Annotated in this window: 14 protein-coding genes; 3 read left to right on the top strand and 11 right to left on the bottom strand. The window is 72.9% G+C overall.

Translation table 11 applies throughout. The features are described 5' to 3' along the window. Positions 1-418: 418 nt before the first annotated feature. On the bottom strand, positions 419-598 hold the full coding sequence (locus VSR01_RS09590; protein ID WP_326448829.1) for a hypothetical protein: 180 nt from the start codon (positions 596-598) through the stop codon (positions 419-421). Between the two features lie 689 nt (positions 599-1287). Between VSR01_RS09590 and VSR01_RS09585 the strand changes: the two genes are divergently transcribed. Further along, complete coding sequence (locus tag VSR01_RS09585) at positions 1288-2472, top strand: hypothetical protein (protein ID WP_326448828.1); 1185 nt, start codon at positions 1288-1290, stop codon at positions 2470-2472. A 158-nt stretch (positions 2473-2630) separates the two neighbouring features. On the opposite strand, the gene VSR01_RS09580 is transcribed toward VSR01_RS09585, so the two are convergent. Both VSR01_RS09580 and VSR01_RS09575 read right to left on the bottom strand, forming a co-directional pair. Next, positions 2631-3191 (bottom strand): hypothetical protein, encoded by a 561-nt coding sequence (locus tag VSR01_RS09580; protein ID WP_326448827.1) that lies wholly within the window; start codon positions 3189-3191, stop codon positions 2631-2633. A gap of 66 nt (positions 3192-3257) precedes the next feature. After that, a complete protein-coding gene (locus VSR01_RS09575; protein ID WP_326448826.1) occupies positions 3258-4877 on the bottom strand; it encodes a GMC family oxidoreductase in 1620 nt (539 codons plus the stop codon). A gap of 407 nt (positions 4878-5284) precedes the next feature. Here VSR01_RS09575 and VSR01_RS09570 point away from each other — a divergent pair, with 407 nt between their 5' ends. Continuing rightward, positions 5285-5905 carry a TetR/AcrR family transcriptional regulator gene (locus VSR01_RS09570; RefSeq protein ID WP_326448825.1) on the top strand — a complete coding sequence of 207 codons (621 nt, stop codon included), beginning with the start codon at positions 5285-5287 and terminating at the stop codon, positions 5903-5905. Here VSR01_RS09570 and VSR01_RS09565 read toward each other — a convergent pair. The 4 genes from VSR01_RS09565 to VSR01_RS09550 form a co-directional block, all read right to left on the bottom strand. Continuing rightward, positions 5841-6977: an XdhC family protein gene (locus tag VSR01_RS09565; RefSeq protein WP_326448824.1), complete on the bottom strand. Its 1137-nt coding sequence runs from the start codon at positions 6975-6977 to the stop codon at positions 5841-5843. The two genes, VSR01_RS09570 and VSR01_RS09565, sit on opposite strands and share 65 nt — an antisense overlap. Positions 6978-7040: 63 nt before the next feature. Then, complete coding sequence (locus tag VSR01_RS09560; RefSeq protein ID WP_326448823.1) at positions 7041-9260, bottom strand: xanthine dehydrogenase family protein molybdopterin-binding subunit; 2220 nt, start codon at positions 9258-9260, stop codon at positions 7041-7043. Next, positions 9257-10234 (bottom strand): FAD binding domain-containing protein, encoded by a 978-nt coding sequence (locus tag VSR01_RS09555; protein WP_326448822.1) that lies wholly within the window; start codon positions 10232-10234, stop codon positions 9257-9259. Before VSR01_RS09555 ends, VSR01_RS09560 begins: the two co-directional genes overlap by 4 nt. Beyond that, positions 10234-10869 (bottom strand): (2Fe-2S)-binding protein, encoded by a 636-nt coding sequence (locus VSR01_RS09550; protein WP_326448821.1) that lies wholly within the window; start codon positions 10867-10869, stop codon positions 10234-10236. Before VSR01_RS09550 ends, VSR01_RS09555 begins: the two co-directional genes overlap by 1 nt. Positions 10870-11197: 328 nt before the next feature. Between VSR01_RS09550 and VSR01_RS09545 the strand changes: the two genes are divergently transcribed. Further along, positions 11198-11767 carry a TetR/AcrR family transcriptional regulator gene (locus VSR01_RS09545; RefSeq protein ID WP_326448820.1) on the top strand — a complete coding sequence of 190 codons (570 nt, stop codon included), beginning with the start codon at positions 11198-11200 and terminating at the stop codon, positions 11765-11767. 63 nt (positions 11768-11830) lie between these two features. Here VSR01_RS09545 and VSR01_RS09540 read toward each other — a convergent pair whose 3' ends face one another. The 4 genes from VSR01_RS09540 to VSR01_RS09525 form a co-directional block, all read right to left on the bottom strand. Further along, positions 11831-12571: an SDR family NAD(P)-dependent oxidoreductase gene (locus tag VSR01_RS09540; RefSeq protein ID WP_326448819.1), complete on the bottom strand. Its 741-nt coding sequence runs from the start codon at positions 12569-12571 to the stop codon at positions 11831-11833. A 93-nt stretch (positions 12572-12664) separates the two neighbouring features. Further along, entirely contained in the window at positions 12665-13315 is a 651-nt protein-coding gene (locus VSR01_RS09535) for a helix-turn-helix domain-containing protein (RefSeq protein WP_326448818.1), read from the bottom strand. 120 nt (positions 13316-13435) lie between these two features. Continuing rightward, positions 13436-15088, bottom strand: coding sequence for a bifunctional 3-(3-hydroxy-phenyl)propionate/3-hydroxycinnamic acid hydroxylase MhpA (mhpA, locus tag VSR01_RS09530; protein WP_326448817.1), 1653 nt, complete (start codon positions 15086-15088; stop codon positions 13436-13438). A gap of 5 nt (positions 15089-15093) precedes the next feature. Beyond that, positions 15094-16017 (bottom strand): VOC family protein, encoded by a 924-nt coding sequence (locus tag VSR01_RS09525; protein ID WP_326448816.1) that lies wholly within the window; start codon positions 16015-16017, stop codon positions 15094-15096. Positions 16018-16041 lie beyond the last annotated feature (24 nt).

Here is a 16041-nt window from a genome sequence, read left to right as displayed (position 1 = left end):
AGTCGCACGAGAAGCCGTTCATGAGCATAGGAGTGCACGCCCAGGCCAGGGCCGACTGGGCGTGGAAGCGGCAGAAGGCGCTGGAACAGACCGGAGTCTCCGTCTCCCGGGCGGTGTACGGCGGCGCCGAGTACGGCTTCCGGATGGACCCGGTGTTCGAGGTGACCCTGCTGCGCTGGAAGGGCAGCAGTCTCACGTCGACCAGTCGCTACCTGCGGGTCGGGCACGGGCTCGACACGCTCGTGCCCGAACGGCTGGTCCACGACCTGGGGCTGGCCGCACTGGCAGGGCTCGCACCGCTGGAGACGCCGTCGCCGCGCATGCCGCGCCACGTCCACCCCGCCCTGCTGCCCGGCACCGGCTACCCCGAGCGGCTGCGCGGCGGCGACGTGCTGGACTGGATCAAGACGACGCTGCGTCACAACGGAGTCCTGCGGACCGAGAAGAAGGACGGCGTCGAGCGGGCGAACCTGCCGCTGCACGAACTGGAGGCGTCCTTCGGCAACGAGGCGCTGCGCGCCCAGTACACGATGCTGCTGAGCGACGCCGGTGTGGTGCGATGGCTGCCGCTGCCGCTGCCGGGGGCGTTCGGCTCCACCCGCTACCTCGGCATCAAGGTCACCGCACAGGTCCTGCCCCACACCTCCGACCGTCCGCGACCCGAGGTGAAGCTGACCCTGCGGGCCCACGGGCAGGACGTGCCGTCCCGCACGAAGTCCCGGGAGACTCGCTACGGCGGGGGCGTCGAGGGCCATGTCCAGGGCGGCAAGGACACCGGGCTCGGGGGCCTGGAAGGCGGCGCCGGTTACCGGCACGCCACCGAGCGCTCGGCCGAGGACGCCGAGAAGGTGCAGAAGATCTTCCGCGTCAACCCCGACGAGTCGCACGAGTTCGAGCATCCGCTGGTCTTCACCGTGCACCTGGCGGTCAGCACCGAACTGCCCGAGGCGGTCGCCGTCGCACTGCGAACCACCCGGGCCGGTCTGCTGCACGGCGCCGACCTCCTGCGGTACGGCAGGGAGATGGCCGATCTCTGGTACCAGGCGCGGCCGCTCGCCCGGTCGGACGAGGCGCGCATGGCCGGCGCGCTCCGGGTCCTCGTGCCCGCCCACCTGGTCCAGGAAGGGCCGGCCCCGCCTCGAACCGGTCCACGGCACCGGCGCGGCCTGGCACCTGGCCCCGATCACCCCGGACCTGTCCTCCCCGGACCGCGACCGGACTCCCACCACCCCGCGGGAGAAGCTGGCGCACGCGCTGCACCCGTTCGCCTTCCCCGGCGCGGCGGCGGTGCACCGGTGGGCGGCGCTGGCCGCCGCGCCGTTCAGGCCGCCGGCCGATCTGTCGGCGGACGGCGCCTGGCGGATACCGGGCCTGGACTTCAGCACGGTGCGCGGCCTGCGCTACCAGAACTTCACCAGCGCCGCGATGCTGCTCCCCAACATCCTGGAGCTGCTCGCCCACGTGTACGAGGCGCCGGTCGGACGCGACGACGTGGTCACCCGCGGCACCGGCAAGGGCAACCTCCGAGCCGGCGACCGTACCGCCCTGGTGGGCATGAACATCCGCAGGGCCGAGGTGATCGGGCCGAAGGACGGCGCGGTGTTCAAGGCGCGGCGGTACGTCCAGATGGACGAGGAGACCGTCGACACGGTCAAGAACAGCGGCGGCTTCTTCTACTCCCTCGGTCCGCAGGCCGCCGGCGGCGAGCCCGGGGAGGAGGCCTTCCTCGCCATGCTGCCTGCCGAGGTCTCGTTCGACGACTCCACCGAGTACGAAGGACGCCGCGACGGGATCGAGATGGACAACCGGATCGAGACCCGCCGGTTCCGCTACTACAGCTTCGACCTGGAACTGCAGTTCCGGGGCCCGCGCGGCATCCTGCGGGTCCAGGCCCCAGCCGGCCTCTACGGCATGCTCCCGGTGCAGAAGGAGCCCGACGCGACCGGCACGTACCACCTGGCCGACGGCCTGGAGGAGTCCCTGCCGGACATCTTCGGCGACACGGCGCCGGACGGAGCGGCGGTGGTCCGTCCCGCGGATTCCGGCGCATCGGCGCCCGCTCCGCAGGAGCAGCCGGCGGTGCCCCGCTCCGCGCTGTCGCTGTCGCTGTCGATCCAGCCCCGGTCGACCGACACGTACACCTTCGACGCGCCCGACGGCCTGCCCGCCGAGGCGCTGGAACAGGTGCAGGGCGTGCTGAGCAGCGCGGACCCGCGCCTGGTGGCCCAGGGTGAGGAGTTCGCCCACCGGCTCGGCGCCGAGGTGGCCGAGACCATCCGCTCCCGGTGGGCCGCCGAGGGACGGAACCCGGCCAACCTCCGGCTGGAGCTCCGCATGGGAAGCGCGCACCGCATGGCCGCGGCGGTGGTCCTGTCCCGCGTCGTCGCCAACGAGCTGGACCACCGCGTCTACGTCAGGGTCGACCGGATGAGCGCGATCGAGATCTGCCCTGCGGAGGCCACGGGCGCGTAGCCGGCGGCCGGGCGCGCACCGGGCTCACTGCGGGCTTCGGACCGGGCTCACCGCGACCTGCGGGCCCGGCTCACCCCAGCCTTCTGGCCGGGCTCAGCGCGACCTGCGGGCCCGGCTCACCCGGCCTGCGGCCCGGGCTCAGCGCGGCGAGCGCCCGGTCATGGACGACGGGCCTGCCGGCCCACATCCGGCACGACCGGCGGCGGCAGCGTGCTGACCCGCTCGTGCCAGTAGACCGCGGCCCGGGCGGTCTGCTTGACCACCACGTCCGGTTCCGGCGCGCAGGGCCAGAACTGCAGCAGGTAGCGGTCGATCACCGGCTCCCGGTCGCCGCGACGGTACGCCGCCGCCGCGCGGTCCATCCCGGAGGCCGAGTACCGGACCCGGTAGTCGGTGTCCGCCAGGCCCAGGTCCCAGGAGTTCCCGCCGCCCCACTCCACCAACGAGGCGTCACCCGCCGGACGGTAGGACGCCTCGACGATCTCCTCCCACCCCAGGTCCACGGCCGGCCGTTTGCGGTGCACTTCGACCCGGAAACCGACCCGGCCGTAGTACAGCCCGGTCGCCAGCCACATCACACCCGGCCAGGCCGCACCGCACAGCCCGTTGCGCTGGCCGCCGAACGCCTCGCTCACGTCGTCGAACTCGGACGCGTGCCGGCTCTCCACGTAGATCTGGCTGTAGGACACGTCGACTTCGTCGTCCAGCACCGTACGCACGTCGCTTCTCCCCTCCGTCGTGAGGGCCACCCGCTTTCCGGGCGGTCCCGCGGGACCCCGCGTCCGTCAGCCGCGGTCGGCGGCGATCATCTCGGCGGCGCGCTCGCCCACGACCATGGACGGGGCCATCGTGTTGGCGACCGTCACGTGGGGGAGGACCGAGGCGTCGGCGACCCGCAGGCCGTCGACGCCGTGCACCTTGAGGCGGCTGTCCACCACGGCGAGGCCGTCGCGTCCCATCCGGGCCGTGCCGCTCTGGTGCCAGAAGGTCTCGACGGAGCTGCGCACGAACTCCTCGCGGACAAACCTGGAGGACGTCGCGGGGGACACCTCCCGCTCGGCGAACGGGCGCAGCGCGGCCGAGTTGCCGATCTCCCGGGCCATGGTGACGGCGGACAGGGCGGACCGCAGGTCGTCGGGGTCGGCGAGGAAGTTCGTCTCGATACGCGGCCCGGCCAGCGGATCGGTGCTCGCCAGCCGCACCCGGCCGCGGCTGCCGGCGCGCGGGCGCATGGCCGCCATCAGGGTGAAACTCCGGTCCGGCAGCGGGAACCGGTCGGCGCTCTCGGCGGAGACCGAGGCGGTGGGGGAGAGGTACATGACGAACTCCGGCGCCCCCGGACGGGTGGCGTCGCTCCATACGCAGACCGCCTGACTGCGCGTGGGCAGGGGCATCGGCACGTCCTTGGCCTCCCACACGCAGCCGAGGCGCATGTGGTCGTCGAGGTTGCGGCCGACGCCCGGCAGGTGCTGGACGGTCGGGATGCCGAAGGGGCGCAGTTCGGCCTCGTCGCCGATCCCGGACCGCATGAGGACGGCCGGCGTGCCGATCGCGCCGAGGGAGAGGACCACCTCCTGCGACGTGTTCGCCCGCAGCGTCCTCCCGTCGTGGACGATCTCGACGCCTGCGGCGCGGCGGCCGGCGAGCAGGACGCGGGAGACGGTCGCGTGCGGCAGGACGGTCAGGTTCGGCCGGCCCACCAGGCCGGCGACGTAGGCGCGGAAGGGGGTCTGGCGCTGCCCCGCGTGGATGTTCTCCTCACGGACGGAGCAGCCGGTGTCCTTCTCCATCATGGCGCCGTTGGAACTGTCGAAGCGGGGGAACCCCGCGCTCTGGGCGCCGTCCAGGTAGGCGGTGAACAGCGGGTGCACGTCCTGCGCCGGCCGGACGCGCAGGGGACCGCCGCTGCCCCGGCGTTCGGGATCGGGCGCGCCCTGCCAGTCCTCGATCCTGCGGTACACCTCCAGCACGTGGGCGTAGTCCCAGCCCGGGTCGCCCGTCGCCTCGGCGAAGGAGTCCCAGTCGCTCCGGTGCCCGCGGGCCCACACGCCGGCGTTGACGGCCCCGCCGCCGCCCAGCCCGCGGCCCGTCGCGTAGGCCAGCCGGCGGTCGTCGAGGTGCGGGTTCGGCTCCGTGACATGGCCCCATGTCCGCTCGCCGCCGAGGTTGAGCGGCCACAGGTCCGGATCGCGCACGGTGTCGGCGTCGTCGTCGCCGCCGCTCTCCACGAGCAGCACGGTGACATCGGGGTCGGCCGCGAGTCTGCCGGCGACGACGGAACCCGCGGAGCCGGCGCCGCACACGATGTAGTCGAAGGTCTCGCCGTCGTCGATGCGGTCGGCGAGATCGAGCCGCCCCGGATGCGCTGCCGTCGCGGTGCCGTCGTGTGCGGGCTCGGTGCTCACGTCCATCGTCCCCTCGGGTCGTCGGGTCCTGCTCCGTCGAACGGACGCTCCGCCGCCGACGCCGTCCCCCGCCGCCTCGGGCGGGCTGCGGGCAGGCCGCCACCGCCCATGATGGTTCGGCCCCGGCGAACGGCCCGACCGCGGCGACCGCGGCTTTCCCGGGCGTACGGGCACCGGGGGAGCAAACGGGCAAGATCGAGGTCCGCCCCTGCCGCTGGGGTTCCGGCCGCAGCGCCGCCGGAGCGCCGCCGGAGCGCCGCCGCGCCACGCAGCGGCGGAGAGCGCCGTCGGGGCGCCGCGCCGGCCCGGCGGGCGCCGGGAGGCGGGAGGCGGGAGGCGGGAGCCGGGAGCCGGCTGCTTATAGTGAGGGCTCAGCACTGGACAAGCCACGTACGCAGGTCGGTCTCATGGGGGACGAAGTGCCGGACAAGCGGACCCGCCGCAGGGGCGAGGTGCTCGACCGCGCCCTGTTGTCGGCCGCCTGGGAGGAACTCCTGGAGAAGGGCTACGAGAATCTGAGCCTGGAGTCGGTGGCCGAACGCGCCGGGACCAGCCGGCCCGTGCTGGCCCGGCGCTGGAACGACCGCCGGGAGCTGGTGCTCGCCGCCATACGCCACTGGCTCGAACAGAACCGCCCGGCCCTGCCCGACACCGGGACCCTGCGCGGAGACCTGCTGGCGTACCTGGAGGAGAAGAGGGGCACGCGGAGCGAGATGGCGACCGTGTTCCAGACGCGTCTCGCGGCGTTCGCGAAGGAGTCGGGAACGTCCCCCCAGACGCTGATCACGCTCATGGCCGGCAATCTGGACGAGATCTGGGAGGCCGCCGTGGAACGCGGCGAGGTCGACCGTGAGTCGCTCACCCCGCGGATCCGTTCGCTGCCCTTCGATCTCTTCACCGTCGAGATCACCCGGACCATGGGGCCCGTCCCGTCCGCGACGCTGGAGGAGATCGTCGACACCATCATCCTGCCGCTGGCGACAGCAGGCCGGACGGGTCCTGGCGCCCGTCCGGCCGGGCGTGGATAGGGCCTTCGAGCGTCGAGAGCGGTCGGCCCGTTCCGCCGCGGCGGCAGGCGACGAGTTCGGCGGCGATCGCGACGGCGGTCTCCTCGGGCGTCCTGGCCCCCAGGTCGAGGCCGATGGGGGCGCGTAGCCGGGCACGCTGCCGGGCCGTCACACCCGCCTGCCGCAAACGCTCCAGCCGGGCGGCGTGGGTGGCCCGGGAGCCGAGAGCGCCGACGTACGCGAGGTCGCGCGTCAGCGCGTCCGCGAGCAGCGGGATGTCGAACTTCTCGTCATGGGTCAGCACGCACACCGCCGTACGGCGGTCGGTCGGCGTCGTCGCGAGATACCGGTGCGGCCAGGCGACGACGACCTCGTGGGCGTCCGGGAACCGGCTGGGCGTGGCGAAGGTGGCGCGCGCGTCGCACAGGGTCACGCGGTAGCCGAGAAAGCGTCCGACGCGGGTGACGGCCGCGGCGTAGTCCTGGGCTCCGAAGACGAGGAGGCGGGGCGGCGCCGTCCACGGCTCGTACAGCACCCGGACCTCGTCGCCCTCGCATGCCCCGTGAGGGCCGTACTCCCTGGTGTCCGTGCCGCCGCCGGCCAGCATGGCCCGCCCGTCCGCGGTCATCGTCGCGTCGAGCCCGGGATCGCCGGTTCCGCCGCGGACTGCGTCGTCGGACACGGCCACCGCGGCCCCGGCGAGCGGGCCGCTGAGCACCCGCGCGAGGGTGACCGGACGACCGGCCGCACTCGCCCGCAGGGCCCACGCGACCGGTTCCGTTGCGGAGACCGCCTGGACGAAGACCTCGATCGTCCCGCCGCAGGTGAGGCCGACCGCGAAGGCGTCGTCCTCGGTCCAGCCGAAGCGGGCCAGCCGAGGCGTGCCCGTGGCCAGGACCTCTTGTGCCAGGTCGTAGACCGCGGCCTCGACGCAGCCGCCCGAGACGCTGCCGACGACCCGGCCGTCCGCGTGGACGGCCATGGCGGCCCCCGGCATCCGCGGCGCACTGCCGTGCGCCGAGACGACGGTGGCCACCGCGTAAGCGGCTCCCTCTTCCTGCCAGCCGATCAGGTCCGTTGCGAGATCCCGCATGATGTCCTCCTCCGTGGCCGCACCGCTGGGGTTCCTCCCGTTCTCCCGCTTCCTCGCGGCGCCTCAGGAGATGAGCTTGTCCAGGGTGATGGGCAGGTCCCGGACGCGGATGCCGGTGGCGTTGTAGACGGCGTTGCCCACTGCCGCGGAGGACCCGACGGCGGTGAGTTCACCCGCGCCGCGGGAGCCGAACGCGCTGAAGACGGTGTCGGGGTGGTCCAGCCAGTGGGTGTCGATGGCCGGGATGTCGGCGTTCACCGGTACCAGGTAGTCGGCGAGGCTGCTGTGCGCGAGCCGTCCGCTGTCCTCGATGGCGTTGACCTCCAGGAGGGCGTTGCCGATGCCGAAGACGACGCCGCCGACGAGTTGGCTGCGCAGGGCCTTGGCGTTGACGACCCGGCCGACGTCGACGACGGTGGTGAAGCGGCTGACGCGGGGTTCGCCGGTGAACCGGTTGACGCGCACCTCGCAGAAGTGGGCGGCGAAGCTGTCCATGGCGTACCGGTTCGTCTCCGCCCCGGGAGCGGTGGTCGCGACGGCCTCGACCGCCGGGTCGCCGACGGCGCGCAGGAGCGGTGCGAAGCCGATGGAGCGGCCGCCGGCCTCCAGCCGGCCCTCTCGGTAGTGGACGTCGGCGCTGTTCTTGCCGTGGAAGGGCGACGCGGGGTCCTGCACGGCCAGGGCGATCAGCGCGGTGATCGCGTCGCGTGCCGCGGCCTGGACGGCGGGTACGGTGCTGCCCGTCACGATGGAACCGATCGCGGGTACGCCGGCGGGCAGCGCGGAGTCGCCCAGTTCGGCGGAGACGTTGGTCAGCGGAACGCCCAGGGCGTCGGCGGCGGCGATGGCCAGCATCGTCGTGGCGCCCGTTCCCAGGTCGGAGATGGCGGAGGCCACCGTCACCGTGCCGTCGTCGCACAAGCGCACCCGTGCCGACGCGGGAGCGCGCGTCGCGGTCAGCATCCCGCTCGCCATACCCATGCCCACCAGCCACTCTCCGTCGACGTGGGCACCGGGCACCGGGCTCCGGTCGGCCCAGCCGAAACGCTCCGCCCCGACGCGATAGCACTCGTCCAGGTGTTTGCTCGACCACGGCCTGCCCGTTTCCGGGGACGTGGTGGCGTAGTTGCGCATGCGCAGCGTCAGGGGGTCCACGCCGGTCCTGACGGCGAGTTCGTCCATCGCCGTCTCCAGCGCGAACGTCCCGGGTGTCGCCCAGGGCGCGCGCATCGACGAGACGGGCGGCAGGTCGAGGGTGACCTGCCGCTGGTCGAAGTGGAGGTTGGGCGTCTTGTACAGGCCGCGGGTGACCTCCGCCGGCAGGTTGGGGCAGTAGCCCACCACCGAGTCCTCGGAGTCGGTCTCGTGCCACACCGCGTTCAGGACGCCGTCGCGGGACGCTCCCAGCTTGACGGTCTGCAGCAGCGCGGGACGGTGCCCGTTCAGGACGAACACCTGCTCGCGGCTGGTCACCAGTTTGACCGGCCGTCCCAGGTCGCGGGCGGCGGCCGCGGTGACGAGCGCGTCGTTCCACACCTTGTACTTGCCGCCGAAGCCGCCACCGACGAAGGGACTCACCACATGGACCCGGTCGGATGCGACGCCCAGGCGCCCGGCCAGGGCAGCCGCGTACTGCTGCGGCCCCTGCGCGCCCACGTACACCGTCAGTCGGCCGTCGCGCCATTCCGCGATCGTGGCGTGCGGTTCCATCGCGCAGTGGTTCTGCGGATCCTGGTAGAAGGTGCTCTCCACGACGACCGCGCTGTCGCGCAGGGCGTCGTCGATGGAGGCGACGCCAGGGGCCAGCACGCTGTTCCGGCTCGGCGGGCCGGGGTAGCCGACGGCGTCGCTGGGCACGGTGCTGCCCGGCGCGGCAGCGGCCACCGATGTCCTGGGGCGCAGATCCTCGCGGTACCGGGTGCGGACCAGGACGGCCGCGTCACGGGCCTGTTCGAAGCTTTCGGCGACGACCAGCCCGATGATCTGACCCCGGAAGCGCACCGTGTCGTCCTGCAGGGGGACGTAGCGCTCGGCCGAATCACCCTGCCGCGCGTACAGCGTGAGCGGGTTGAAGGGCGTGTACACGGCGATCACGCCCGGCGCGGCCAGCGCCCGCGCGGTGTCCATGGAGCTGATGCTGCCCAGACCGATGGCGGACTGGACGAGGTAGCCGTACGCCGTGCCGTCGACGCGCTGGTCCGCCGCGTAACGAGCGGTGCCGGTCACTTTCGCCCGGCCGTCCACCCGGCTGATCTCGTGTCCTACCGGGGAGGTGGCGGTCATCGTGCGTCTCCCAGTTCGGTCAGCGCGCGCACCAGCGTGCGGCGCAGCAAGGGGATCTTGAAGGCGTTGTGGCGCAGCGGCCGGGCGCCGTCGGCGGCGTGCCCGGCCGCGGTCTCGTAGGTGGCCGCGGCCAGCGGCCGGCCGGCCAGGGCCTGTTCCACCTGGCGCAGGCGCCAGGGCCGGGTCCCGACGCCGCCCACCGCGACCCGGGCCTCGACGATCGTCCTGCCGCGCACGTCGAGCGCGACCGCGGCCGAGGCGAGCGCGAACTCGTACGACGCCCGGTCCCGGACCTTGACGTACGTGGAGTCGGCGGCCCACCGCAGCGCCGGCACCGTGATGCCGGTGACGAGTTCGCCGGGGCGCAGGGTGTTCTCCAGGTGCGGGGTCCGACCGGGCAGAAGGTAGAAGTCCGCCAGCGGCACGTCCCGGGCGCCGCCCGATCCGTAGAGGTGGACCACGGTGTCGAGGGCGATCAGGGCCACGGCCAGGTCGCCGGGGTGCGTGGCCACGCACGCGTCGCTGCCGCCGAGGACGGCGTGGGTGCGGTTCTGGCCGTCCAGCGCCGAACAGCCGCTTCCTGGTTCACGCTTGTTGCACGGGGTGCTCAGGTCCCGGAAGTAGCCGCACCGGGTCCTCTGCAGCAGGTTGCCCCCGATGCTGGCCATGTTCCGCAGCTGCGGGGAGGCGCTGAGCTCCAGCGCACGGCTGATGACCGGGTAGCGGGTGCGCACCAGCGGGTGGTCGGCCACGTCGCTCATCCGGTCGAGGGCGCCGATGTGCAGTCCTTGCCGGTCCAGGCGCACGCCGTGCAGCGGCAGCCGGTTGATGTCGACGACCCGGCTCGGCGTCATGACGTCCAGCTTCATCAGATCCACCAGGGTGGTGCCCCCGGCCAGATAGGCCGAGTCAGCGTCGGCCTTGTCGAGCGCGGAACGCAGCGACCGCGGCGCCGCGAAATCGTAGGCACGCATCAGCGCATCACCTTGCTGCCTGCTGTGACGGCGTCGACGATGAACGGGTACGCGCTGCAGCGGCAGATGTTGCCCGACATGTGCTCGCGGATCTCGTCGTCGGACGTCGCACGCCCCTCGTCCACCAGGGCCACGGCCGACATGATCTGCCCGGGCGTGCAGGCGCCGCACTGGAAGCCGTCATGATCGATGAACGCCTGCTGCATCGGGTGGAGTTCACCGCCGTCGGCCAGGCCCTCGATGGTCCGGACCTCGCTGCCGTCCGCGGCGGCGGCCAGGGTGAGGCAGGACAGCACCCGGCGGCCGTCCACGTGGACGGTGCAGGCGCCGCACTGTCCCCGGTCGCAGCCCTTCTTGGTGCCGGTGAGCTCCAGACGTTCCCGCAGCGTGTCCAGCAGCGTCCACCGCGGGTCCGCTCTCAGCCGTACCGGGCGGCCGTTCACGGTGAGGCGTACGTCGACCGGGTGTACTCCGGGAGCGGGCGTCGCCGGAGCAGCCGCGTCGGAGGCGGACGCCGCGCCCGGCGGAGCCGTCGACACGACGGCGGCGCCGACGACCACGGCGCTCGCCCTGCCGAGAAGGCCGCGGCGGGAGAACCCGTCGCCCGGCTCTTCGGATCGTTCGTGTTCGGTCATGAGGTCTCCAGTGGGTACGCGACCGCGGGCCGCGCAGGCACAAAGGCGGGAAATCCTGGGGTGCTCTCGTGCTCGGCGGGTGGCCCGGGCGGCCCGTGCGGGTGGCGCCGGCCGTCATGACGGGAGCCGGAGAGCGGGGTGGCGGACCTGGCGTGGGCCGACCATCCCTAAATAAGATGCGGGTGACTATCTTATGCGGCGTCGGGGGAGCGGTCAATCACGGCAGCACCAGCGGCATCGGACGCGCGCGGGCCGGGGCGGCTGGAAGGGCCGCCTGAGCTGCGACGTCGGATCCGGAACCCGGGCGTTCGCGCACTAGAATCCGCTCATGGGCAGATGGGAGCCGGACACCAGCGGCCGTTTGGAGCGAGCGGCCCTCGAGCTGTACCTCGAGAACGGCTTCGCCCGGACCACCGTCCCGCAGATCACCGCGCGGGCGGGCGTGACCACCCGCACCTTCTTCCGCCACTTCGTCGACAAGCGCGACGTGCTCTTCACCGGCCACGAGGAGCTGCGGGAGCGGGTCGCGAAGACCATCGCGGCGGCGCCGCCCGCGTGGTCCGCCGCCAGGACCGCCGCCTCGGGTCTCAACATCGCCGCCGCGGCGCTGCAGCTTCGGCAGGACGAGGCGAGGGACCGCCGGCGCCTGATCACGGTCACTCCGGAGCTGCGGGAACGCGAGCTGATCATGTTCGCGGCGGTCGCCGACACCATCGCCGAAGCGCTGAGCGCCCGCGGCGTCGAGGATCGCGCCGCACGCGTGACCGCCGAGGCCATGGTCGCCGCGTTCCGGGTCGCGTTCGAGCTCTGGGGCGACCAGCCGGAGCGGGAGCTGCCCCAAGTCGTCGACGAGGTCCTCGATTCGCTCAGGGAGACCCTGGGAGACTCCGGCAGCTGAGCGCCCCGGTCAGGTGCCGCTGTTCCCCCCGGGGGCCTCAAAGCCTCGTGCGGAGCCTGCGTGTCAGAGGCTCTGGCCGCCCGAAAGGTCGATGATCGCGCCGGTCGCCCACTGGAAGGCATCGGAGAGGATGGCGGGAACAGCGGCGGTGATGTCGTCGGAGGTGGCGATTCGGCCCTGGGCAATCGTGTGGGCGGCAAGCTGCTGCACCTCCGGCGAGCGCATGATGCCCCCGCCGAAGTCGGTCAGGACCGCCCCTCCCATGAGGGTGTTGACCCGGATGGACCGATCGGCCAGTTCGACGGCTTGGTAGCGGGTCAGGACCTCGATCGCCCCCTTGGTCGCGGCATAGGCGGACATCCCTGGAACGACCCCCCGTGTCAGAGCGGTCGACACGTTGAGGACACGGCCGCCCTCGTTGATCAGGGGCAGCAGCGCCTGGGTGAGGAAGAATGGCGCCTTGAGATTGATGCGGACCAGTTCGTCGAACTGGTCCGGGGTGGTCGTGGCGTACGGAGCGTAGGTGCCGATGCCCGCGTTGTTGACCAGGTAGTCGAAGGTCTCCACGCCGAAACTGCTCCGCAGCGTGCTCCGTACCGTGGTGACGAAGTCCGCGAACGTGTCGATGCGGGAAACGTCGAGTCGGCAGAAGACGAGGTCTGGTCCAGCGGCCTCGGCGGCCGCGCGCTCACTGGTGAGATAGGTGCCGACAACCGCGACGCCCGACTGCCCCAAGTGTTTCGCCATGCCCATGCCGAGTCCGCGTCCGGCGCCGGTGACCAGGGCGATCTTCCGGTCCACCATGAGAGTCCCTCCGTCGATGGGGTGGTCCTCCCCACGATGGAGGAAACATTCCGCCGGGACGGAAGGTTGTCCGCTGGACGGATAACTGCCAGGTCACAGCACGGAGAGCCGGCGTTCCAGTGCGACGGCGGCTCGGTGAACCGGCGCCGCGAACCTCTCCGCGGGCCGCAGCGCCGTGGTGGCGATCTGGAGCGACGCCCGCCGCCCACCGGGCAGGCCGACCGGCACGGCGTAGCAGGTCAACCCGTCGAGCACGTCCTGGTCGTCGATCGCGGCACCGAACGGCCGCCCCCGCGCCGCCGGCGGGGCGCCCGGAGTCAGGACCAGGGCGGCGGCGGTCGACGCGGGCATCCGCGCCCCACTGCGCGCGTCGATCGGCAGCGGCTCGCTGCCCGGAAGCATCTCCAGGGCCACGAAGGAGTCCTCCGAGGGCACGACCAGGGAGACCGCGGCGCCGGTCTCCTCCCGAAGACTCTGGATGACTCTCGACGCCGCCGCTCGTAGACCCGACAGCGGTTCCACCTGCTGCGCGAGGCCCAGCAGCGAGGCCGAAAGGGCCCAGTGACCGTCGGCCCACGTCACCACGCCGGAGTCGCGCAGTTGGCCGAGCAGCCGGTGCACGGTGGGACGAGGCAGCCCGGTCAGGTACGCCAGACGCGTCACCTGATGCTCCCGCCCGGCTTCGGGAAGAGCGCGCAATACGCGAAACGCGCCGTCGACGACGCTGCGCGGCTCCCTCTGCACAGCCGGACCCCTGCCCTTACCCACGAACACACCCGTAGACAAAGACGACTGTATATGCGGCTCCCGGGTCCGCCTGGCCGGGGCCGGGGCTCCCGCCCGCCCTGCCCGACTGAGATCCCCTCACCCGGGAGGGAGCGTCGCGGCAGCCGCCGTGGACCGGGAGCGGGCCGGCTTCGTCGGATCGGTGGTGAGGCGATCGCGAAGCTGCCGGACCAGGAGCAGCAGTCCGGGGCCGTCGACCGCGGCGCCGAAGAGGTAGGAGTCGGGGCGTACCAGCGCCGCGGCGTGCCGCTGGGCGCGCAGGTAGGGCAGATAGGCGCCGTCGGTGTCGGTCCAGCCGTCGGCCGGGCGGGAGCTGTCCGCCGCGTGGTAGAGCGGGACGACCGTCGCTCGCAGGTCGCGCAGCAGCTCGTGCTCGGCCGCGCCGAGGGCGCGGAGCGGCGCGTGACCGTCGGCGAGGAGGGTGAAGCCGTGGCCGGTGAGGTCGTCCAGCAGCGCGGTGCGGCCGGCGTGGGTGACCCGGTGCTGCGGGGTGAGCTGACCGGCGCCGGGCATCCGGGCGCCGTCCGGGTCCTGGTGCAGGATGCCCTCGCCCAGCCGCGGCGCCGGCATCGGCGGCAGCGCGCGGGCCGGGTCGGCGCCGGCCGCGGTCATCCGGGCGTCGCGGGCCGCGGCCTCCTCCTCGTCCAGTACGCAGATGACCCGGCCCAGCTCCATGGACATCGCGATGGCGTGCTGGAGGTGATCCATGCGTTCGCTCGTGTACGTGTCGAGCACGCTCGCGTCCGCGCGACCGCGCAGCACCAGGTCGAGTTTCCAGGAGAGGTTCGCCGCGTCGCGCAGGCCCGAGCACATGCCCTGGCCGGCGAACGGCGGCATCTGATGCGCGGCGTCGCCGGCCAGCAGCATGCGGCCGGCGTTCCACTGCTCCGCCCAGCGGGCCTGGAAGGTGTAGACGGCGTGACGCTCGATGGCGGTGTTGTCGGGGGTGCGGCCCCAGGGCTCCAGCAGCCGCCACGCCGTGTCGGCCGTGTCGAACTCCCGCGGTGTCTCGCCGGGCAGCAGCATGAACTCCCAGCGCCGCCGGCCGGGTCCGCCGGAGACGAGGGTGGTGGGCCGGGCGGGGTCGCACAGCTGCCAGTTCATCGGGGACCAGGTCGTCTTCTCCCGCGGGATGACGTCGACGATCAGCCAGTCGTAGAAGAACCCCAGGTCACGGATGCCGGTCCCGATGCGTTCGCGGACGAAGCTGTTCGCGCCGTCGGCGCCGACGACGTAGCGGGCCCGCAGCGTCCGGGTGCCGCCCTGCGGGGTGAGGGCGGCGACCAGGACCTCCTCACCGGTGTCGCTGACGTCGACGACCTCGTGCCCGCGCAGCACGGTGACGGTGGGCTGCGCGCCGACGGCTTCGGTGAGCACGGCCTCCAGCTGCGGCTGGGAGAAGAAGTTGGCCACCGGCCACCCGCTGGGGCCGGTGCCGGACCAGTCGATCCGCACCAGGGGGTCACCGTGGCGGTTGCGCCATTCGTAGTGGTCGGGGACCGGGTCGGTGACGGCGCGTACCGCGTCGCCCACGCCGGCGTTCTGCAGGATGCGGCCGGTCTCGTCGTCGAAGTGGACGGCGCGCGGCAGGTCGTAGGGGCGGGGCCAGCGTTCCAGGACGACCACGTCGTGTCCGGCGCGGCCGAGCTGCAGGGCCAGCAGCTGGCCGACCGGGCCGAAGCCGACGACGGCCACGTCGTGTCGCGCGGCGGGCAGGAGTCGGGGAGCCATCGGGTTCACCCGGCGTGGTGGCTGCCGGTCATGAGGGCGGCGAGGTCCTCGGGGTGCAGGAAGGACGGCGGGGGCGGCGGCCCCCACGAGAACAGGCCCTTGGCGCCTTCGAGGACCTCCGGGGTCCACAACTGGTCGTCGACGACGCAGTCCATGTCGGAGTAGTACTCGCTGAAGTTGCCGGCCGGGTCCTTGAGGTACCAGAAGAAGTTGGAGCCGGCGTGGTGCCGCCCCAGCCCCCACACATGGCGTTCGGGGTGGCCTTCCAGCATGGCGTACGCGCCGCGGCCGACCTCGTCGATGTCGTCGACCTGCCAGGAGGTGTGGTGCAGGAACGTCACCGGCGCGGCGAGCACCAGAATGTTGTGGTGGTCGGTGGAACAGCGCAGGAACGCGCCGTGGTCCTTGATGTAGTCGGAGGCCTTGAAGCCCAGGCCGTCGCGGAAGAACGCGGTCGTGGCGTCGAGATCGGTGGTGCCCACGACCGCGTGGCCCAGCTTGCGCGGGCTGACGGGCGTGTCGCGCAGGATGCCCGGGGCGCGCCCCTGCGCGCGGTCGACGCGCCCGGGGCCGTTGTAGGCGCCGGGCGGCGCCGGCTCCTGGACGAGCCGCGGCGCGATCTCCAGCACCGCGCGCACACCGGTGGGACCGTCGTGGGCGGTGACGGCGCCCGGAGTGCTCTCGGTGGGGATCTCCAGCCGGTGGAGCCGGTCGGCCGCCGCCGCCAGGTCGTCGGGGTGGTCGACGCCGACGCGGACCTCGATCAGGCGGCGGGTGGGCGCCCGTACGATCCGCAGTTGGCGGCCGCCGTCCCGGGTGGCGAACCACCCCTCGTCCTGGGGCGTGAGTCCGAACGCGCTGTAGTAGGCCGCGGTGGCGGCGACATCGGGCACCCCCATGGTGACCGAGGTGAGGCGGTGCAGTGCCATGACAGGACTCCTTCGTCCGTTCCG

The organism is Actinacidiphila sp. DG2A-62 (assembly GCF_035825295.1).
Taxonomy (GTDB): Bacteria; Actinomycetota; Actinomycetes; order Streptomycetales; family Streptomycetaceae; genus Actinacidiphila.
The sequence above is the reverse complement of the archived record's forward strand: the minus strand, read 5'-3'. Positions and strand labels throughout refer to the sequence as shown.

Bases quoted from the DNA above. Each gene is read 5' to 3' on its own strand.
- VSR01_RS09570 (WP_326448825.1), top strand. From the start codon at position 5,285: ATGGGGGACGAAGTGCCGGACAAGCGGACCCGCCGCAGGGGCGAGGTG.
- VSR01_RS09565 (WP_326448824.1), bottom strand. From the start codon at position 6,977: ATGCGGGATCTCGCAACGGACCTGATCGGCTGGCAGGAAGAGGGAGCC.
- VSR01_RS09560 (WP_326448823.1), bottom strand. From the start codon at position 9,260: ATGACCGCCACCTCCCCGGTAGGACACGAGATCAGCCGGGTGGACGGC.
- VSR01_RS09555 (WP_326448822.1), bottom strand. From the start codon at position 10,234: ATGCGTGCCTACGATTTCGCGGCGCCGCGGTCGCTGCGTTCCGCGCTC.
- VSR01_RS09550 (WP_326448821.1), bottom strand. From the start codon at position 10,869: ATGACCGAACACGAACGATCCGAAGAGCCGGGCGACGGGTTCTCCCGC.
- VSR01_RS09545 (WP_326448820.1), top strand. From the start codon at position 11,198: ATGGGCAGATGGGAGCCGGACACCAGCGGCCGTTTGGAGCGAGCGGCC.
- VSR01_RS09540 (WP_326448819.1), bottom strand. From the start codon at position 12,571: ATGGTGGACCGGAAGATCGCCCTGGTCACCGGCGCCGGACGCGGACTC.
- mhpA (WP_326448817.1), bottom strand. From the start codon at position 15,088: ATGGCTCCCCGACTCCTGCCCGCCGCGCGACACGACGTGGCCGTCGTC.
- VSR01_RS09525 (WP_326448816.1), bottom strand. From the start codon at position 16,017: ATGGCACTGCACCGCCTCACCTCGGTCACCATGGGGGTGCCCGATGTC.